Raw genomic sequence first — 19,176 nt, 5'->3', positions numbered from 1 at the left:
CGGGGCTGTAAGAGCGCGCAAAGGGACCGTCACGCCGGCGACCAGAAGTAACGCGTGAGGTGGAAGAAGATCGGAGCGGAGAAAACCACGGAATCCAGCCGATCGATCAGGCCGCCATGGCCGTCGATCAGATGACCCCAATCCTTCACGCCGCGGTCGCGCTTGATCGCGGACATCACAAGGCCGCCGAAAAAACCCATCAGCGTGATCAGGAAGGCCATCGCACCCGCCTGAAGCGGAGAGAAGGGCGTGATCCACCACAGGCCAGCGCCGATGAGACTGGCGCTCGCAATGCCGCCGAGGAAACCTTCAACCGTCTTGGACGGCGAAAGCCTCGGGGCGATCTTCGTACGCCCGATCATCTTCCCCCAGATATATTGCAGCACATCGCTCAACTGAACGACGATGACAAGGAAGGCTATCAGAAGCACATTTCGCCCCTCGTAGCCGGGAATATGCAGTGTCAGAAGAGCCGGCACGTGCGAGGCGCAGAAGACGCAGATCATCAGCGCCCATTGCACCTCGGCGATTCGGACGAGGAAGTGCTGCGTGTCACCCCGGACAGCCGAGATGATAGGCATCAACAGGAAGGCGTAGACCGGGATGAAAACAGAAAAAATTTCGTAGTCCTCGATCCAAAGCAGGACATACTGCAGCGGCAGCACGACGAAAAACGCCGTGGCCAGGGCCCAGTGGTCCGCACGCCGCGTATTGGTCAGCGTCACGAATTCGCGAAGCGCGGCAAAGGAGCAGAAGCCGAAGAGAAGCAGGACGCCGATGCGCCCGGCGATGAAGGCTAGAGCGATGAGGATCGCCATCACCCACCAGGCATTGATACGGGCGTTGAGGTTCTCGATGGCCGGATTCGAGCCGTCTGGCGACAAGCGTCGTTCCAGGATCTGGCCCACGAAATAGGCCACGAGCAGTATGCCGAAGACGCCGAGCACGAGAACCATCATGTCGAATTGGGTCGGGCTCATTCCTCTACCCTTTCGACCGCTGGCTTTTTCGGCGCCAGCGCGAGTAATGCCGCACGTGCCCGCTCGAGGAAAACAAACTTGCCCTCGCCATCAGCCAGGTGAATTGGCTCGCCGAACGTCACCGTGCAGATCAGTGGGATAGGCACGAATTCCCCCTTCGGCATCACCCGGTTGAGGTTGGCGATCCATACCGGCACCAACTCGAAGTCCGGATGCGACGCCGCCAAATGGAACAGGCCGGATTTGAATGGCTGCAAGGATGCGTCGGACAGATTGCGCGTGCCTTCCGGGAAGAGGATGAGCGAAGAGCCTTCCTTCATCGCCTTCCCCATGCTCTCGACAGGATCCATCGTGCGTCCTTCGCGGTTGCGATCGATCAGGACCGCATTGAAAACGTCGCGCCCGATGAAGCCTCGAACCTTGGATTTCAGCCAGTAGTCGGCGCCGGCTACGGGACGGACCCGCCGGCGCAGGCGCGGCGGCAGGACAGCCCAGATAAGGATGAAATCTCCGTGGCTGGAGTGGTTGGCAAAGAAGACCGAGCGACGGCGAGGCAGCTTGCCTTCATGCCAAAACGGCCGAACGGCGGTGATGGCTCGGGCAAACAGCAAAACGATGATAGCCACCGGCCTCGCGATCAGCGACTTCATCCATCCCTCAATTCGTTCATGGACCATCCGATGGCTGACATACAGCGCTGAAAATCCGCTATCGGGCAAGCAAGGATCTAAAATGATTGCGAGACCGTGCCTGCGTCAACGCGCTAGCGCTTCTGAATGAGCGTCTCATATTTTCTTCGGCGACGGCCGTTGTCCCGACCCAACGCGGTTTCCAGTGACACGACGCCTTTGACGATGGAGGCCTGCTCGCTGGCGCTCAACCTGGCCAGCAACGCCCGCTCGAACGTCTTGGCCAATGGCACCATTTCGCGATAGGCGGCAAGACCGGCCTTGGTCAACGTAAGATGCTCGACGCGGCGGTCGTTTTCGTCGAGCGTTCGGGTGAGCCAACGGCGCCGTTCAAGCTCTGCAACGGCACGAGATACTTTGGTCTTGTGCATTGCCGATTGCTCGCCAAGTTCCTTCGCGGTCATCGTGCCGTATTGCCCCAATCCGGAGAGCGTGCGCCATTCCGGCCGGGTTAGTCCGTGACGCTCCCTGTAGATCGTCGAGAATTCCCGGCTGACGGCGTCGGCAAGACGATAGAGCCGATAGGGGAGGAAGGCTTCCAGTTCGAGGATTTCCGGATCCATGGAACAGCCTTTTCTGGGTTGCGCGACAAGCCATGCGGCAATTTTCGTCGCGATTGATAGTTACATTCTCAATGGTTACAAATGAAACCAGTTTGGTCAATCCGGCTGGCGCCTGCCGTCTTCTGGATGCGCAAGGGAGGAAGCGATGGCCTTTTCCTACATGCCGGGTTTCGGCAACGACTTCGAAACCGAAACCTTGCCCGGCTCGCTGCCGCAAGGGCGGAACTCGCCGCAGCGACCGGCCTACGGTCTCTATGCCGAGCAGCTTTCGGGCTCCCCCTTCACCGCGCCGCGCGGCACCAATGAGCGCTCGTGGCTCTATCGCATCAGGCCGAGCGTAAAGCACACCGGACGCTTCAAGCCGGCTAACTATCCGCTGTGGAAGAGCGCCCCAAATGTTGGCGATCATGAACTCGCGCTCGGCCAGTATCGCTGGAACCCGGTGCCGATGCCGAAGGAGCCCACCGATTTCGTCGCCGGTATGCGATCGATCACCACCGCTGGCGATGTGCTGGGGCAGACCGGCATGGCGGCTCATGTCTATGTCGCCAATCGCTCGATGGTCGATGATCATTTCTTCAACGCCGATGGCGAGTTGCTCGTCGTGCCGCAGGTCGGTGCGCTGCGCTTCATCACCGAGATGGGCGTCATAGAGCTCAGGCCCGGCGAGATCGCCGTCCTGCCACGCGGCCTCGTCTTCAAGGTCGAGTTGGTCGACAAGGAAGTGCGCGGCTATGTCTGCGAGAACTATGGCGCCAAGCTGACACTCCCGGATCGCGGCCCGATCGGCGCCAATTGTCTCGCCAATCCGCGCGATTTCAAGACGCCCTGTGCGTGGTTCGAGGAGAAGGAAACGCCGTGCCGGCTGACGGTGAAATGGTGCGGCAATTTCCATGTCACCGAGATCGGCCATTCGCCGCTCGATGTCGTTGCCTGGCACGGCAACTACGCCCCTTACAAATATGATCTGGCGACCTTCTCGCCGGTCGGAGCGCTGCTGTTCGACCATCCCGATCCGTCGATCTTCACCGTGCTGACCGCCCCAAGCGGCGAGGAAGGCACCGCCAACATCGATTTCGTCATCTTTCCGCCGCGCTGGCTGGTGGCCGAGGATACGTTCCGGCCACCTTGGTACCATCGCAACATCATGAGCGAGTTCATGGGCCTGATCCATGGACAGTACGATGCCAAGGAGGAAGGTTTCGTGCCCGGCGGTATGAGCCTGCACAATCTGATGCTGGCCCACGGGCCGGACGCGCCTGGCTTCGAAAAGGCCTCGCGCGCCGATCTGAAACCGGTCAAGCTCGACAACACCATGGCCTTCATGTTCGAGACCCGCTTTCCGCAGATGCTGACCCGCTACGGCGCCGAACTGGAAACCCGGCAGGACAATTACATCGACTGTTGGGCCGAGCTGAAGAAGCGCTTCAACGGCACGCCCGAGGGCGACTGGTCTTGAGCGCCGAGCCAATGCCGGACCGGCTGGTGCTTTTGGGCTCGAAAGGCGGCCCGGCACTGCGGCCGGGCGGACCATGGCCGAGTTCGTCACTGCTGCAATTAGCAGGCCGGGCCATTGTCGTCGACTGCGGGCTTGGCGTGACGCGCGGTCTTGTCGATGCCGGCATCAGCCTGAAGGCCCTCGACCTCATCTTCATCACTCACCTGCATTCCGACCATGTGCTGGAACTCGGACCGCTGATCCACACCGCCTGGACGGCGGGCCTGGCGACGCCGGTCGGCGTGTTCGGGCCGCCAGGTACCGGCCACTACTGGCGGCGCTTTTGCCAGGCAATGGCATTCGACATCGAGATACGCATGGTCGACGAGGGCCGGCCCGATATTCGAGAGCTGGTTTCGATCAATGAATTCGGCGAGGGCCAGGTGGTCGAGCAACGCGGCCTGGAGGTGATGGCGCTACGCGTCGACCATCCGCCGGTGACCGACTGCTTTGCCCTGCGCTTCGAGCATGGCGGCAAGAGCGTGGTGTTCTCCGCCGATACGGCCTTCTTTCCACCACTCGCCGACTTTGCCGATGGTGCGGACATTCTGGTCCACGAGGCCATGCTGGAAGAAGGCATCGAACGTTTGGTTGCCAGGACCGGCAATGGCGCGCGGCTGCAAGAACATCTGCTCGCCAGCCACAGCTTTGCCGAGGAGGCCGGGCGCATTGCCAGCGATGCCGGCGTTGGCAGGTTGGTGCTCAATCACCTCATTCCGGCCGATGATCCTGCGGTCGGTGAGGCCGACTGGACCGCCGCCGTCAGGAAAACATGGGCCGGCGACTTGACGATCGCCCGTGACGGCCTTGTTGTGGAACTAGCATGATCCCGGAAAGTGGGAACCGGCTTTCGGAAAAGATCATGCGCAAGGCAAAAACCTAAGCGGTGCAAAAGCCGCAGGAGGAGAGGAAACCGCATGAAGCTTGCCACATTGAAGGACGGGACGCGCGACGGGAAACTCGTTGTCGTCTCGCGCGACCTGACGCAGTACACCGATGCCTCGTTCCTGGCGCGCACGCTACAGGCGGCACTCGACGACTGGCGCAGGGTCTCGCCGCATTTGGCGACAATAGCGGAATCGCTGGAGAACAATGCGATGCCATCGGTCCGCTTTCACGAGCATGATGCGCACTCGCCGCTGCCGCGCGCCTATCAATGGGCTGACGGATCGGCCTATGTGAACCATGTCGAACTGGTGCGGAAAGCGCGCGGCGTCGAGATGCCGGCGAGTTTCTGGACCGATCCACTGATCTACCAGGGCGGCTCGGACTCCTTCATTGCGCCGCGCGATCCCATCCGCATGGCTGACGAAGCTTTCGGCATCGACATGGAAGCCGAAGTCACCGTGATCGTCGATGACGTGCCGATGGGCGCCAGCCTCGACGACGCGCGCGACGCCATCCGGCTGATCATGCTGGTCAACGATGTCACCCTGCGCGCGCTCACCGGGCCGGAACTCGCCAAGGGCTTTGGCTTCTTCCAGTCAAAACCATCCTCGGCTTTTTCACCTGTCGCGGTAACGCCTGATGAACTCGGTGATGCCTGGGACGGCGGCAAGGTCAGCCTGCCGCTGCTTGCCGATCTCAACGGCAAACCGTTCGGCCGCGCCAATGCCGGCGTCGACATGACCTTCGATTTTCCGACGCTGATCGCTCACGCGGCGAAGACGAGGCCGCTGGTCGCCGGCACCATCATCGGTTCAGGGACAGTATCCAACAAGCTGGACGGCGGTCCGGGGAAGCCGGTGTCGGCAGGCGGCGCCGGTTATTCCTGCATCGCCGAACTGCGCATGATCGAGGCTATCGAGACAGGGGAGCCCAAGACGCCTTTCCTGCGCTTCGGCGACACGGTGCGCATCGAGATGAAGGACAGGGCCGGACATTCAATCTTCGGCGCCATCGAGCAGGCGGTCGAGAAGTACGTCAGATAGGGATAGCAAGCGGGGCTTGAGTGTGAACCTTCTCGATCATCTCCGCCGCATGGCCGGCAACAATCTCTGGTCGAACGACCGGCTCTACCGCGCTGTTCTGTCCCTGCAGCCTGGTGAATTCGAGGCAGAGCGAACCAGCTTCTTCCCGTCGATCAAGGCGACGCTCAACCACATACTGGCGGTGGATCTTCTCTATCTCGATTTTCTCGAGGAGGGCGGCATCGGGGCCGCCGCCCACGATAATTTCGTGCCCTTCGACGAACCCGATGCGCTGTTTGCCGCTCAGGTTGCGGCCGACCGGCGGTTGATCGCCTTCTGTGAAGGTCTCTCTCAAGGGGATCTCGAGCGCCGCGTCATCACCGACCGGCGCGAGGACGGCATGATCCCCGAACGCATCGGCGATATCCTCGGCCATGTCTTCCTGCACGACATCCACCACCGCGGCCAGGTGCATGCCATGCTGTCCGGCACATCGGTCAAGCCGCCGCAACTCGACGAGTTCCTGCTCGATTGTGATGTGAGGCTGAGGAAGGGAGAGGTCGAGCGGCTGGGTTTGTAGGGCCTGTTGTTTTTTCCAGTCACACCAGAGCCACGTTGTAACGAGCGAAATGCGGGTCGGATGTAAGGACTGTCAGGTTCTCCACCTGCGCCTGTGCAATCAGCAGCCTGTCGAACGGATCACCATGGTGGCGCGGTAGACGACCGACGGCGTTCGCATGCTGTAAAGTGATGGCAAGCGGCTGAAATTGCATCCTTGGAAGCAGCGTTGGCAGATCATCTGGCGCGTTGAGTTTTCCAATCGAACGTTTGATGGCAATTTCCCAGACGCTTGCCGCGCTCGCGAACACCACCGCTTCCGAAGCCAGGATAGCGCGGTGGTGCTCGTCGAGACGTGGATCGTCCGAAATCGACCAGAGGATGATATGTGTATCGGCGAGAAACGGGCCGCCCGTCATTTCACGTACTCGTCCCACTCGGGACCGAGTTCGTCAAAATCGTCCGCAATCCAGATCTTGCCCTTCAGTGCGCCGATACGCGGCAGGGGTTCTACCACCGCCGGCGGTACGATGCGCGCGGCCACCTTGCCGTGGCGTGTCAATATTATCTCCTCGCCGGCTTCCGCGCGGCTGACGAGTTCCGACAATTTGGACTTGGCCTCGGCGATGGAAACATTCATGATTTGATCCTTTATGACCAAAATTTAGGTCATAATTGATCTCGTCGCAAGAGGGCTGGTTCGGTCGGCGTTACTCCGCCGCCTGAATCTTGATCACGCCGCGCTTGATCTGGTCCTGCTCGATCGATTCGAACAGGGCGCGGAAATTGCCTTCGCCAAACCCTTCGTCGCCCTTGCGCTGGATGAACTCGAAGAAGATCGGCCCGATCACGGTTTTCGAGAAAATCTGCAACAGAATCTTGGTCATGCCGCCGTCGATCACGCCTTCGCCGTCGATGAGGATGCCATGCTTCTTCATCCGCTCGATCGGCTCGTCATGGCCGTTCACGCGGTCATAGGACATGTCGTAATAGGTCTCGGGCGGGCCGGGCATGAATTTCAGCCCGTTGTCGGCCAGTCGGTCGGTGGCGGCATAAATCTCGTCGGTGCCGACGGCGATGTGCTGGATGCCTTCGCCATTGTACTTCTTCAGATATTCGGCGATCTGGCTGGTCTCGTCCTTGGATTCGTTCAAGGGAACGCGGATCTTGCCGCAGGGCGAGGTGATGGCACGGCTGACCAGTCCGGTGATCTTGCCGTCGATGTCGAAGAAATGGATCTGCTTGAAGCCGAACAGATTGCGGTAGAAATCCCACCATTTGTCCATCTGGCCGCGATAGACATTGTGGGTGAGGTGGTCGAGAAAATAGAAGCCGACGCCTTGCGGCCGTGGGTCGCGCGCGCCCAGCCATTCGAACTCGGCGTCGTAGGCCGAGCCCTTCTTGCCGTATGTCTCGATAAAATAGAGCAGCGAGCCGCCAATACCGACGATGGCCGGCACGTCGAGCGCCTTGTCGGTGCCTTCATAGGGTGTAGCGCCCTTGGCAACGGCATGGTCGAACGCATGCTTGGCATCGACCACCCGCCACGCCATCGAGGCCGCGCACGGTCCATGCTTGCCGACGAATTTCATCGCATGTGAGCCGGGCTCGGCATTGACGACATAGTTGATGTCGCCCTGGCGCCAGACGGTGATGTTCTTCGTGCGGTGCTTCGCCACCGCGACATAGCCCATCCGGGTGAACAATTGGGCCAGTTTCTCCGGTTCCGTGTGCGCGAACTCGACGAACTCGAAACCATCGGTGCCCGCGGGGTTGTCCTTGCTGATCCTTGCGGGCGGGGCGTCGTGCGGGAAGGGACCCATGGCTTTCCTCCAAAACGTGAGGTGGCCGCATCGGACCACACATGGCGCAATCATAGCGCGGACCGGCTGCATGGTGCTTGCATTCAAACGCTTGAAATGATCAGACTATGCGTGAAGCGTGCGTAATGAAGGAGAAATTCATGGATGATACGCGCATTGATCAGTTTGACCGCAAGATAATGTCGCTTCTGCAAGGCGATGCGCGGCTGACCAACAACGATCTTTCAGAGCGCGTGAACCTGTCGGCGTCGCAGTGCTCGCGCCGCCGCCAGCGGCTGGAGGAGGACGGTTATATCAAGGGTTATCGGGCGGTGCTCGACCGCGACAAACTTGGCTTCTCGCTGGTCAACGTCATCTCGGTGACCTTGGCCACCCACAACCGCGACAACGCACGGCGTTTTGGGGAGTTGGTGGCGCGGCTGCCGGAAGTGCAGGAAGCGCACGCGCTGACCGGCGAGATGGACTACATATTGAAGGTGGTGACGCCCGATCTCAAATCATTGTCGGAATTCGTCAACGGCGTGCTTCTGCCGCACGAATCCGTGCAGCATGTGAAGACGGCGATCGTGCTGGAGACGCTGAAGGAAACCGGCGCGCTGCCGATTTAACCCTTTTGCTGCTGTATCGCCACGAACAAATTGGTGCAGCGCGCGCCGGAGCGGCAATACGCGAACACAGGGCCGTCGAGTTCGTCGAGCGCCTCGGCCTGATCCTCGACATTCTCCGCCGTCATCTGGCCGCTGATGACGGGGATGTAGCGGAAGGTGAGCCCGGCGGCGGTGACTGCCGCCTTGATGGTGTCGGCCGATGGCTGGCCGGGTTGCTCGTCATCAGGTCTGTTGCAGATAACGCTCTTGAACCCGGCGGCCTTGATGGCGGCGACGTCTTCTGGCTGGATCTGGCCCGAGACCGAATAGTCCTCGCTGATCTCACGATATTCCATGGTGCGTCCTCGCAAAGTTGAATGCCTTGTGGCTTGCCTGGAGTCTTGCCACTCCCTGACGCGCCCGGCAACTAATTCCTATGCCGCGGCCGGCTGGGCAAGCCACGCCCTGGCGGAACGCGCCACGACGATGCCGGCGATGACCGCCGCGACAAAGACCGGTGTTGCTGAATAGCCGAGACCAAGTGCGGGAATGGCGCCGCCTGGGCAGAAGCCGGCAATGCCCCAACCGATACCGAACACGGCCGCACCGCCCACCAATTGGCTGTCGATGGTTCGTTTGGTGGGCAGCGCGAAGTCGGATTCGAATACCGGCGCCTTGCGCCGGCTGAACACCAGGCGGTAGCCGATGAAGGCGACGGCAAGCCCGCCGCCCATCACGAAGACCAGGCTCGGGTCCCAGGTGCCTGCGATATCGAAGAAATTCAGTACTTTTGCCGGATTGATCATGCCGGAAACGGCGATGCCCAGGCCGAAGATACCACCGATCAGGAATGCCGAGACGAGCTTGTTCATGGCGTCAGCCTCCGATCACGTGACGAATGATGAAGACGGTGGCGAAGGCTGCCGCCATGAAGGTTGCGACGGCGACGATCGAACGCGGCGACAGGCGGGCAATGCCGCAAATGCCGTGCCCGCTCGGGCAGCCACCACCGAAATGCACGCCGATACCAACGAGAAAACCGCCCACGACCAGTGCGAGCGTCGGGACCGGCACGCTGAAGACGATTCGACCGCCAGCGGCGAGATACAGAAGCGGCGCCAGGACGGCGCCGGCAAGAAAGGCGGCTCGCCATCGCCATTCCGGCGAAAGGGGCGGAATGACTCCGGTCAATATGCCGGTCATGCCGGCGATGCGGCCATGCAACGCCATCAGCAGAACCGCCGACAAGCCGATAAGGGCGCCACCAAGCAGCGACTGGAAGGGCGTGAAGTCTGTCATGGCGATGCCGGCTTTCGAACAGCGGTCGATCCGCATCCCTGCGCGGTTCAAACCATAGCGCACATAGACATTTCCGGCGAAGAATCCAACTCATGCCGCCTTGAGCGGAAGCGGCAAAGGCGGAGTCCGGCTCCGCCTTTTCATTGGCGCTGGTCTCAGCTGCCGAGGATGGCGCCTTTGATCTGGGTGATGTTGTTGTGCATCATGTCGATATAGGTCGATGCCGGGCCGTCGGGCTGCGACAGCGCATCCGAATAGAGAGTACCGCCTACCTTGATCCCGGTTTCGCTCGCGATCTGCTCGATCAGGCGCGGGTTGGTGATGTTCTCGACGAAGATCGCCGCAGCCTTGTCCTGTTTTACCTGGGTGACGAGTTTGGCAACGTCGGCGGCTGATGGCTCGGAGTCCGTCGACACGCCTTGCGGGGCGAGGAAGGTGAGGCCGTATGCATGCTCGAAATAGCCGAACGCGTCATGCGAGGTGATGACCACGCGCTTGGCTTCCGGGATCAAGGCGATCGCCGCCTTCACTTCGCCTTCGACCGCGTCGAGTTTCTTGCTGTAGGCCGCCGCATTGGTCTGGTAGCTGATGCAGCCATCGGAATCGGCGGCGCAGAAGGCGTCGGCAATGTTCTTCACATAGATCTTGGCGTTGGCGATCGACTGGAAGGCATGCGGATCGATGACTGTCTTGCCGCCACTCGTGTCGGCGCCCTCGGCTGCATCGGCATCGGCGAATTCCGGTTTGAAATTGATCGGGGTAACCCCGCTGGTCAGCGTTACGATCGACGCCTTGGTGGCGCTGGCGTCGACGAGGCGCTGCAGGAAGCCTTCGAAATGCAGCCCGTTGACCAGCACCACATCCGCCCCGGCCATCGCCACGGCGTCCGCCGGGCTTGGTTCATAGACATGGGCGTCGCCATCGGGCCCGACAATGGTTGTCACCTTGATCCGGTCGCCGCCGACGTTCCTGGCAAAATCCGCGATGACGGTGAAGCTGGCAACCACCTTCAGGGGACCTGCGAACGCCGACGAAGCGCTGATGGCGGTTAATGTTATAACGCTCATCGCCAGGGCTGCGCGGATCGATTTCAGCATGGAAAAGTCTCCTTGTAGAGGGCCGTTGGGGGTCAGGCTGTTCTGTGACGGTGATGAATGATGCGCGCGCGCAGGATGCCGCGCGTACCAAACAGGATCGAGGCGAAGTAGACGACGCCGGCGGACAGGATGATCGCCGGGCCGGAGGGCAGGGATGCGTGATAGGACAGGAGCAGTCCGGCAATGCAGGACGCAAAGCCGATCACAACGGCCAGCACGCACATCGGCTCGACGCGCGTGGTCCAGAAGCGTGCGGCGGCGGCAGGCAGCATCATCAGCCCGACTGAAAGTAGCGTGCCGAGCGCCTGGAAGCCGCCGACAAGGTTAAGCACGACGAGGCCGAGGAAGATGAAATGCACCGGGCTGCCAAGCCGGCTGACCGAGCGCAGGAACAGAGGATCGAGGCATTCGGCGACCAGCGCCCGCCAGAAGATGCCAAGGCTGACCAGGGTGACGATGACGATGCCGCCGATCAACACCAGCGCCTCATTGTTGAGCGCCAGCACCGTGCCGAACAGGACATGCATGAGATCGACGCTGGAGCCGCGGATCGACACCATGAGCACGCCGATAGCGAGTGAAATCAGATAGAAGGCCGCCATCGAGGCGTCCTCGCGCTGGATGGTGAAACGCGAGACCGCACCCGCGCCCAGCGCCACGATGACGCCGGCTATCAGGCCGCCAATGGTCATCGGCAGGATTTCCAATCCGTAGAACAGGAAGCCGGCGGCGGCGCCCGGCAGGATGGCGTGCGCCATGGCATCGCCCGACAGGCTCATGCGCCTCAACATCAGGAAGACGCCGATCGGGCAAGCGCCGAGTGACAGCATCAGGGAGCCGAAAAGCGCCCGCTGCATGAAACCGAAATCGGCGAAGGGCGCGATGAAAAGGCCGTACACGCTGTCCATCACGCCGCTCTCGGACCGGAGCTGTGATTATGGTCATGCCCGTGATCGTGGGCGTGGTCGTGGCTGTGATCGTGGTCTACGGGCTCGCACCAGGGTGCGTTTTCTTCCCAGGCCTCATGAAAACGGCGGGCGCGCAGCAGGTTTTCCGGCCGCAGTGTTTCGCGCGTTTCGCCCCAGGCGACAGGCTGGCGTGCGAGCAGCAGCGTTTCGGGAAAATTCTCGCGCACCAGTTCCAGATCATGGACGACGACCATGATGGTGCGCTCCTCGCCATGCCAGCGCTTGATCAGCGCGATCAGGTCGCCGACCGTCTTGGAATCGACCGCATTGAAGGGCTCGTCGAGCAGGATGAGATCCGCGTCCTGCAAGAGCACGCGGGCAAAGAGCGTGCGCTGCAACTGGCCGCCCGACAGCGTGTCGATCGGGCGTTTTTCAAACCCGCCGAGGCCGACGGCCATAAGCGCCTTGCCGACAGAATCGCGATCCTCGGCGGTATGGCGGCCGAGCAGTCCGCGCTTGGGCCACAGACCGAGCGAAACGAGATCGACGACGCGGGCGGGAAAGGAACGATCGAGTTCGGATTGCTGCGGCAGATAGGCGGCGCGCACGCCGGGTGCTCGCGTCACAGCGCCGGCCATGGGCTTGAGCACGCCGACGATTCCCTTCATCAATGTCGACTTTCCCGAGCCGTTGGCGCCGACGACTGCCGTCAGCGAGCCTTTGCGAATGGTGCCGTCGAGATGATGGATCGCGGGGTGGCTGTTGTAGCCGAGTGTCAGGTCGCGGAAGGTCAGGCAGGTGTTGGTCATTCTGCGATCCGTGAGGGGTAGGGCGGCTACTGGCAGTGTTCGGCTGGATATGTGATGTTATTACATTAGTCAACAAGCCAATCGGGCGGAATTGCGGCGCGACGCTCAATTCACCGTGCCTTGTTTGTCGTGGCTCAAGGGGTTTCTGGCTGTCGGCCTTGCCCGAAATGAACCGCAACACTAAAGAGGCCCCACCGACACAAGAAGGAAACATTCCATGAGCATTCGTCGCATCGATGTTGGCCCGCGCATGAGCCAGATCGTCATCCACGGCAACACCGTCTATCTCGCCGGCCAGGTCGGAACGCCCGGCGCAAGCGTTGGCGAGCAGACCAGGTCGATCCTGGCGTCCATCGACGAATTGCTGGCCAAGGCCGGCACCGACAAGACCAAGATCCTGCAGGCGATCATCTGGCTGGCCGACATGGGCACCTTCGCCGAGATGAACAAGGAATGGGACAAGTGGGTGCCGCAGGGCAACACGCCGGCCCGCGCCACTGGCGAAGCCAAGCTCGCCGGCCCGGAATACACCGTCGAAATCATCATCACCGCCGCGATCTGAGGCGGTTCCGCTCCGCCAGTGCCCTTCAGCGGGCTACGGCAATATCTTGATTAAACCGCAGCCCCCGAAAGCCGGTCCCGGTTTTCGGGGGCTTTCGTTTGGGATGGCTATCCCCGCGAGGGCGTGAACCGCGCCACCAGAGCGTGATTCCCCGCTGCATAAGTGAAGCGGACGTGAGTGACAGGATACTCGGCGCTCCAGGTCCGTCTCTCGACCACAAGACAGGGCGCGCCGGCCAAGATATCGAGTGCCGACGCAACCCGAGCGTCGGCACCGACCGCGCGAATGCGGTGCTCGGCGGCGCTCCACGGTACGCAGCCGATCAGCCAGGGGCCGGGTGAGGTGTTGAGAAACTCCTCTTCGGTGGCTTCGGGGACGGCAGCCAGATTGATCAGTCGCTGTTCATGGGCGAACGGCTGCTTGCCGGCGAAATGCCGGCATTCCAGCGCCAGCACAGGCCCCGCGGCCTTCAGTTCCAGCAATTCGCGATCCTCGGCGGTGCTGCGCCGCTTTTGCCGCGTCAGGCGTTCATAGCGATAGGGCAGGCCAAGCGCCTCGACCTCGATCCTGATGTCGTGAATTTCGAGGATCGCCGCTTGCGATTGCGGCCGCCGCACGAAACTTCCGGAGCGGCGGCGGCGCTCGATCAAACCGGCCTTGGCCAGTTGCGAGAGTGCCTTGTTCACGGTCATGCGCGAGCAATTGTATTGTTCGGTCAGTTCATGCTCGAACGGGATGCGGTGGCCCGGCGCCCAGGCGCCGGACAGGATCTTCTCGCTGATATCGGACAGGATGCGCTGGTGCAGCGAGCCGCCGCCTTCCGCATCGACTGTGCCAATCCCACTCATGCCGAGAGCGCCACCATCACGCCCCGAAAACGTTCGGCAATGGCGTCTCTCTTCAGATGTCTGCCACCGCTGACCTGTTTTCCGCCATGTACCCAGACACAGTCGACCTTGCTGCCATTGGCGAAGACCCAGGCGTCGATGATCGCATCGCCACGCTTGCCGGCAAGCGAGGGATGGTCAGCCTGGAGCGAGACGACATTGGCGGGAGCGCCAACGGCGATCCGCGAGGCGCCTGCCCCGAGCGCGACACTGCCGCCGTCGATCGCTGCGTCGAACAGTGCGCGCCCGGTCGAACCGCCGGCCACTGCCAGAACGTTGCGGGCGCGGTGGGCCAAGCGCTGCGAATATTCCAACTGGCGCAACTCATCGGGCAGGCCGATCAGAACGTTGGAATCCGACCCGACACCAAAGCGGCCGCCATGTTGCATGAACAGGGACGCGGCGAATGTGCCGTCGCCAAGGTTGGCTTCGGTGATCGGGCAAAGGCCGGCAATGGCGCCGCTCTTCGCCATGTCAACGGTTTCGGCTTCGGTCATATGCGTGGCATGGATCAGGCACCAGCGCTGGTCGACGCTGGCATGGCCAAGCAGGAATTCAACCGGCCGCGCGCCCGACCAGGCAAGGCAGTCCTCGACCTCCTTCACTTGTTCGGCCACGTGGATGTGGATCGGTCCATCGGGCGCCACGGCCACGACCTCAACCAGTTCTTCCGGCGTCGCGGCGCGCAAACTGTGCGGGGCGACACCAACGATGGCTTGATTCAACGTGCGAACGGATTCGCGGCTTTTCTCAACGAGGCGCGAGAACCGATTCACATCGTTGATGAATCGCCGCTGGCCGTCATTCGGCGCAGCGCCGCCGAATGACGAATGCGCGTAAAAGACCGGCAGCAGCGTCAGGCCGATGCCGGTATCGCCGGCCGCTGCCGCAATGCGCTCGGCCATCTCCGCGATGTTGCCATAGGGTTTTCCATCGCGGTCATGGTGGAGGTAATGGAATTCGCCGACGCGCGAGAAGCCGGCCTCCAGCATTTCGACATAGAGCTGGGCCGCGACCGCTTCGACCTGGTCCGGCGTCATCGACAGAGCGAAACGGTACATCACCTCGCGCCAGCTCCAGAAACTGTCGGCGGAGGGGCCGCGCAGCTCGGCAAGGCCGGCCATGCCGCGCTGGAACGCGTGGCTGTGCAGGTTCGGCATACCGGGCAGAAGGATCGCATGACGCTCATCGCCGGGCAGGGCGTCCGTCCCGGTTTCTACCGTCGCGATGCTGCCGCCATCGAACACGATCCGCACATCGTCATGCCAGCCATCGGGCAGGAGGGCCTGCTCCGCAAAAATCGACGTCACGCTGTTCTCCCCGGTTCCCTGTGTCTCATGCGATGATAGCGCTTGCAGTGTGTTTCAATATGTATATACATAATCTCGACCGATTGAAACGGAAAAGATCATGGCTGGAGAGAGCAAAAGTCGGGCAAGCGAGGTTCGCGTCTGGCGCAACGCGCGCCTGGCAACCATGGCGGAAAGTGTGCCTGGGCTGGGCATTGTCGAAAGGGGCGCGATCGCGCTGCGCGATGGTCTCATCGTCTATTCCGGCCCTGATGCCGATGTTCCGTCAGCGCTCAGCCAGGGCGCCGAGACCATCGATTGCGAGGGGCGCTGGATCACGCCTGGCCTGATCGATTGCCACACCCATCTTGTCCATGCCGGTAACCGCGCCAACGAATTCGAGATGCGGCTGGCCGGCGCCACTTATGAGGAGGTGGCACGTGCCGGCGGTGGCATCGTCTCGTCGGTCAAGGCGCTGCGCTCTGCCAGTGAGGATGAACTGGTCGCCCAGTCGCTGCCGCGCCTCGATGCCCTGATGGCCGAAGGCGTCACCACCGTTGAAGTCAAGTCGGGCTACGGGCTCGATCTAGAAAACGAGAAGAAGTCTCTGCGCGCCGCGCGCCGGCTGGGCGAGCAACGTCCGGTCACGGTCCGCACGACCTTCCTTGGCGCCCATGCGCTGCCGCCGGAAGCGAAGGGCGACAAGGACTCTTTTATCGATCTGGTCGCCAATACGATTCTGCCGGCGATCGTGGCCGGAAAGCTGGCCGATGCCGTCGACGGGTTTTGCGAAGGCATCGCCTTTTCGCCCGAGCAGATGGCTGTTGTTTTCGACGCCGCGAAGGCGGCGGGCTTGCCCGTCAAGCTTCACGCCGACCAGCTATCCAACCTGCATGGCGCTGAACTTGCCGCCCGCTTTGGCGCCCTTTCGGCCGATCATCTCGAATATACCGATGAGGCGGGTGCCGTGGCGATGGCCAGCGCAGGGACCGTGGCGACGATCCTGCCCGGTGCTTACTATTTCATTCGCGAAACGAAAAAGCCGCCGATCGACCTGTTCCGCCGGCACGGCGTCAGGATGGCAGTCGCAACCGACAACAATCCCGGAACCTCGCCGCTGACCTCGCTGCTTTTGACCATGAACATGGCGGCGACGCTGTTTGGCCTGACAGTCGACGAATGCCTTGCCGGCGTCACGAGGGAGGCTGCTCGGGCGCTGGGCCTGCAGGGGCAAACCGGCACGCTGGAGACCGGCAAATCGGCTGATCTGGCGATCTGGAACATCGAGCGCCCGGCCGAACTCGTTTACCGCATGGGCTTCAACCCGCTGCATGCCCGCATCTGGAGAGGACAATGACCGAACTGACGCTGAAGCCCGGAAACGCCACCCTGGCCGACTGGCGCGCAATCTACCGTGGCGCCGTGCCCAAGCTTGATGATGCCTGCCGGCCAAGGATCAAGGCGAGTGCCGAGGCTGTCGCGAGGATCGTTGCCAAGGGCGAGCCGGTCTACGGCATCAACACCGGCTTCGGCAAACTGGCCAGCGTCCGCATCCCCGCCGAGGATCTCGAGACCCTCCAGCGCAACATCGTGCTTTCGCATGCCGCGGGCGTCGGCGAGCCGATGCCGGTTGCCATCGCCCGTCTGATGATGGCGCTGAAACTCGCCAGCCTGGCGCAGGGCGCCTCTGGCGTCCGCCCGCACACGATCGAATTGCTCGAGGCGATGCTGGCCAATGACGTCATCCCGGTCGTCCCGGCACAGGGCTCCGTCGGCGCCTCCGGCGACCTTGCCCCGCTTTCGCACATGACGGCGGTTATGATCGGTGTCGGCGAATGCTTTACCCCGCATGGCCGGGTGCCGGCCAAGGTCGCCTTTGTCTCGCACGGGCTGGAGCCGGTCACACTTGGCGCCAAGGAAGGCCTTGCACTGCTCAACGGAACGCAGTTCTCGACCGCCTACGCACTTGCCGGCTTGTTCGAGGCTGAAGTGCTATACCAGTCCGCGCTGGTCGCCGGAGCGCTATCGACCGACGCTGCAAAGGGTTCCGACGCGCCTTTCGATCCGCGTATCCATCTCCTGAGAAAGCATCCCGGCCAGATCGAAACCGCGGACGCACTGCGCAATTTGATGGCGGGCAGCGCCATTCGCGAATCGCATCGCGTCGGCGACGAGCGCGTGCAGGATCCCTATTGCCTGCGCTGCCAGCCACAGGTGATGGGCGCGGCACTCACGGTCCTGCGCCAGGCGGCGGATACGCTCGGCACCGAAGCCAATGGCGTAACCGACAATCCCTTGATCTTCGCCGAGGATGATACGGCACTGTCCGGCGGCAATTTCCATGCCGAGCCGGTAGCCTTCGCCGCCGACATGATCGCGCTCGCCGTCTGCGAAATCGGGTCTCTGTCGGAACGTCGCATCGCCATGCTGGTCGACCCCGCGCTGTCGGGCATGCCTGCTTTCCTGACGCCTAAGCCGGGGTTGAATTCCGGCTTCATGATCCCGCAAGTGACGGCGGCGGCGCTTGTGTCAGAGAACAAGCAGAAGGCCTATCCGGCCAGCGTCGATTCCATCCCGACATCCGCCAACCAGGAAGACCACGTCTCGATGGCGGCGCATGGTGCGCGCCGCCTGATCGGCATGATCGAGAATGCGACCGCCGTGATCGGCATCGAACTGCTGGCGGCCGCGCAAGGTTGCGATTTCCATCTGCCACTGGCTTCGAGTGGGGCGCTTGAAGCGGTGCGCAAGCTGGTCCGGGCAGAGGTGCCGCACCTCGACAATGACCGCCATTTCCATCCCGACATGGAAAAAGCCATCGCCATGGTGCGCAGCGGCGCTGCCGTGAAGGCGGCCTCCGCCGTGACGCTGCCATCGATTTCGGGGGCTGCGTGATGACCGGCACGCCCTGGCTTACGGTGAGCCGCGGTACGGCACCCTTGCTGGTGTCGATCCCGCACACCGGGATCGATCTCGCGGGTCTTGAAAACCGGCTGGTTTCGCCGTGGCTAGGCCGCCGCGACTGCGACTGGTGGATCGACCGGCTCTATGATTTCGTTGGCGACCTTGGCGCGACCGTTGTGCACACCGCGATCTCGCGCACCGTCATCGACGTCAACCGGGATCCATCCGGCGCCTCGCTTTATCCGGGGCAGGCGACGACAGGCCTCTGCCCGACCGAGACCTTCGATGGCGATCCGCTCTACCGCGAAGGCGAAGAACCGGGACCGTCTGAGGTCGATGAACGCCGCGAAAAATACTTCATGCCTTATCATGCGGCCCTGCAGGCGGAGATCGACCGGCTGCGCGCCCTGCACCCGGCGATTGTCGTCTACGACTGCCACTCGATCCGCTCGGTTCTGCCGCGTCTGTTCGAAGGCACGCTGCCGGTCTTCAATCTCGGCACCAATGACGGCAAGAGCGCCGATCCCGTCCTGCAGGCAACAGTCGGCCAGATCATGGCCGAAACCGGCGAAACCTTCGTCGTTAACGGCCGCTTCAAGGGCGGCTGGATCACGCGTCATTTCGGGCAGCCGCAAAACGGCATCCATGCGCTGCAAATGGAGTTGTCCAACCGCGGCTACATGCGCGAGCCGGAAGGCAAGGGCGAGCCGGACAACTGGCCGGTCCCCTATGACGCCGAGTTTGCCGCGCCCATCCGCGCCACGCTCGAGAAGATCCTGAAGACCGCAATTGCCTGGGCACAAGGCTGAAGCC

Annotated in this window: 23 protein-coding genes; 9 read left to right on the top strand and 14 right to left on the bottom strand. The window is 62.2% G+C overall.

Features of this window, described 5'->3' with window-relative positions; genetic code table 11:
- Positions 1-29: 29 nt before the first annotated feature.
- The 3 genes from ACO07C_RS07655 to ACO07C_RS07645 form a co-directional block, all read right to left on the bottom strand.
- Positions 30-980: a phosphatidate cytidylyltransferase gene (locus ACO07C_RS07655; RefSeq protein WP_421913580.1), complete on the bottom strand. Its 951-nt coding sequence runs from the start codon at positions 978-980 to the stop codon at positions 30-32.
- Positions 977-1,630, bottom strand: a complete 654-nt coding sequence (locus ACO07C_RS07650; RefSeq protein ID WP_421913579.1) for a lysophospholipid acyltransferase family protein — start codon at positions 1,628-1,630, stop codon at positions 977-979. The genes ACO07C_RS07655 and ACO07C_RS07650 overlap by 4 nt, the downstream gene beginning before the upstream one ends.
- 113 nt (positions 1,631-1,743) lie before the next feature.
- Positions 1,744-2,232, bottom strand: a complete 489-nt coding sequence (locus ACO07C_RS07645; RefSeq protein WP_421913578.1) for a MarR family winged helix-turn-helix transcriptional regulator — start codon at positions 2,230-2,232, stop codon at positions 1,744-1,746.
- A 145-nt stretch (positions 2,233-2,377) separates the two neighbouring features.
- Here ACO07C_RS07645 and hmgA point away from each other — a divergent pair, with 145 nt between their 5' ends.
- The 4 genes from hmgA (at position 2,378) to ACO07C_RS07625 (ending at position 6,220) form a co-directional block, all read left to right on the top strand.
- Positions 2,378-3,691, top strand: coding sequence for a homogentisate 1,2-dioxygenase (gene hmgA / locus ACO07C_RS07640; protein WP_421913577.1), 1,314 nt, complete (start codon positions 2,378-2,380; stop codon positions 3,689-3,691).
- Positions 3,692-3,702: 11 nt separating this feature from the next.
- Positions 3,703-4,557 (top strand): MBL fold metallo-hydrolase, encoded by an 855-nt coding sequence (locus ACO07C_RS07635; protein ID WP_421917459.1) that lies wholly within the window; start codon positions 3,703-3,705, stop codon positions 4,555-4,557.
- 90 nt (positions 4,558-4,647) lie between these two features.
- The gene (locus tag ACO07C_RS07630; RefSeq protein ID WP_421913576.1) at positions 4,648-5,661 is read left to right on the top strand and encodes a fumarylacetoacetate hydrolase family protein; all 1,014 of its coding nucleotides are present in this window, start codon (positions 4,648-4,650) and stop codon (positions 5,659-5,661) included.
- Between the two features lie 22 nt (positions 5,662-5,683).
- Entirely contained in the window at positions 5,684-6,220 is a 537-nt protein-coding gene (locus tag ACO07C_RS07625) for a DinB family protein (protein ID WP_421917458.1), read from the top strand.
- A 19-nt stretch (positions 6,221-6,239) separates the two neighbouring features.
- On the opposite strand, the gene ACO07C_RS07620 is transcribed toward ACO07C_RS07625, so the two are convergent.
- The 3 genes from ACO07C_RS07620 to hppD form a co-directional block, all read right to left on the bottom strand.
- The gene (locus tag ACO07C_RS07620) at positions 6,240-6,617 is read right to left on the bottom strand and encodes a type II toxin-antitoxin system VapC family toxin (RefSeq protein WP_421913575.1); all 378 of its coding nucleotides are present in this window, start codon (positions 6,615-6,617) and stop codon (positions 6,240-6,242) included.
- Entirely contained in the window at positions 6,614-6,838 is a 225-nt protein-coding gene (locus ACO07C_RS07615; protein WP_421913574.1) for a type II toxin-antitoxin system Phd/YefM family antitoxin, read from the bottom strand. Before ACO07C_RS07615 ends, ACO07C_RS07620 begins: the two co-directional genes overlap by 4 nt.
- 70 nt (positions 6,839-6,908) lie before the next feature.
- Entirely contained in the window at positions 6,909-8,021 is a 1,113-nt protein-coding gene (gene hppD, locus ACO07C_RS07610) for a 4-hydroxyphenylpyruvate dioxygenase (protein ID WP_421913573.1), read from the bottom strand.
- 140 nt (positions 8,022-8,161) lie between these two features.
- On the opposite strand from hppD, the gene ACO07C_RS07605 reads away from it, so the two are divergent.
- Positions 8,162-8,629, top strand: a complete 468-nt coding sequence (locus ACO07C_RS07605; RefSeq protein ID WP_421913572.1) for an Lrp/AsnC family transcriptional regulator — start codon at positions 8,162-8,164, stop codon at positions 8,627-8,629.
- Here ACO07C_RS07605 and ACO07C_RS07600 read toward each other — a convergent pair.
- The 6 genes from ACO07C_RS07600 to aztA all read right to left on the bottom strand — a co-directional run bounded on the left by ACO07C_RS07600 (position 8,626) and on the right by aztA (position 12,721).
- On the bottom strand, positions 8,626-8,964 hold the full coding sequence (locus tag ACO07C_RS07600) for a TIGR01244 family sulfur transferase (protein WP_421913571.1): 339 nt from the start codon (positions 8,962-8,964) through the stop codon (positions 8,626-8,628). The genes ACO07C_RS07605 and ACO07C_RS07600 overlap by 4 nt on opposite strands.
- A gap of 78 nt (positions 8,965-9,042) precedes the next feature.
- Positions 9,043-9,480 carry a DUF6691 family protein gene (locus ACO07C_RS07595; protein WP_421913570.1) on the bottom strand — a complete coding sequence of 146 codons (438 nt, stop codon included), beginning with the start codon at positions 9,478-9,480 and terminating at the stop codon, positions 9,043-9,045.
- A 4-nt stretch (positions 9,481-9,484) separates the two neighbouring features.
- Positions 9,485-9,907 (bottom strand): YeeE/YedE family protein, encoded by a 423-nt coding sequence (locus ACO07C_RS07590; RefSeq protein ID WP_421917457.1) that lies wholly within the window; start codon positions 9,905-9,907, stop codon positions 9,485-9,487.
- Between the two features lie 155 nt (positions 9,908-10,062).
- Positions 10,063-11,004, bottom strand: a complete 942-nt coding sequence (gene aztC / locus ACO07C_RS07585; RefSeq protein ID WP_421913569.1) for a zinc ABC transporter substrate-binding protein AztC — start codon at positions 11,002-11,004, stop codon at positions 10,063-10,065.
- 32 nt (positions 11,005-11,036) lie between these two features.
- Positions 11,037-11,912, bottom strand: coding sequence for a zinc ABC transporter permease AztB (gene aztB / locus ACO07C_RS07580; protein WP_421917456.1), 876 nt, complete (start codon positions 11,910-11,912; stop codon positions 11,037-11,039).
- A complete protein-coding gene (gene aztA, locus ACO07C_RS07575; protein ID WP_421913568.1) occupies positions 11,912-12,721 on the bottom strand; it encodes a zinc ABC transporter ATP-binding protein AztA in 810 nt (269 codons plus the stop codon). Before aztA ends, aztB begins: the two co-directional genes overlap by 1 nt.
- 217 nt (positions 12,722-12,938) lie before the next feature.
- Between aztA and ACO07C_RS07570 the strand changes: the two genes are divergently transcribed.
- A complete protein-coding gene (locus ACO07C_RS07570) occupies positions 12,939-13,283 on the top strand; it encodes a RidA family protein (RefSeq protein WP_421913567.1) in 345 nt (114 codons plus the stop codon).
- A 107-nt stretch (positions 13,284-13,390) separates the two neighbouring features.
- On the opposite strand, the gene hutC is transcribed toward ACO07C_RS07570, so the two are convergent.
- Positions 13,391-14,131 carry a histidine utilization repressor gene (hutC, locus tag ACO07C_RS07565; protein ID WP_421913566.1) on the bottom strand — a complete coding sequence of 247 codons (741 nt, stop codon included), beginning with the start codon at positions 14,129-14,131 and terminating at the stop codon, positions 13,391-13,393.
- Complete coding sequence (locus tag ACO07C_RS07560) at positions 14,128-15,480, bottom strand: formimidoylglutamate deiminase (protein WP_421913565.1); 1,353 nt, start codon at positions 15,478-15,480, stop codon at positions 14,128-14,130. The genes hutC and ACO07C_RS07560 overlap by 4 nt, the downstream gene beginning before the upstream one ends.
- A gap of 100 nt (positions 15,481-15,580) precedes the next feature.
- On the opposite strand from ACO07C_RS07560, the gene hutI reads away from it, so the two are divergent.
- From hutI to hutG, 3 genes are read left to right on the top strand one after another with little or no spacing between them, the layout of a single operon-like run.
- Positions 15,581-16,816, top strand: a complete 1,236-nt coding sequence (gene hutI, locus ACO07C_RS07555; protein ID WP_421913563.1) for an imidazolonepropionase — start codon at positions 15,581-15,583, stop codon at positions 16,814-16,816.
- Positions 16,813-18,354, top strand: coding sequence for a histidine ammonia-lyase (hutH, locus tag ACO07C_RS07550; protein ID WP_421913562.1), 1,542 nt, complete (start codon positions 16,813-16,815; stop codon positions 18,352-18,354). Before hutI ends, hutH begins: the two co-directional genes overlap by 4 nt.
- Entirely contained in the window at positions 18,354-19,172 is an 819-nt protein-coding gene (gene hutG / locus ACO07C_RS07545) for an N-formylglutamate deformylase (protein ID WP_421913561.1), read from the top strand. The genes hutH and hutG overlap by 1 nt, the downstream gene beginning before the upstream one ends.
- Positions 19,173-19,176: the final 4 nt, after the last annotated feature.

The sequence above is a fragment of the Mesorhizobium sp. genome (assembly GCF_965229135.1).
Classification (GTDB): domain Bacteria; phylum Pseudomonadota; class Alphaproteobacteria; order Rhizobiales; family Rhizobiaceae; genus Mesorhizobium.
The sequence above is the reverse complement of the archived record's forward strand: the minus strand, read 5'-3'. Positions and strand labels throughout refer to the sequence as shown.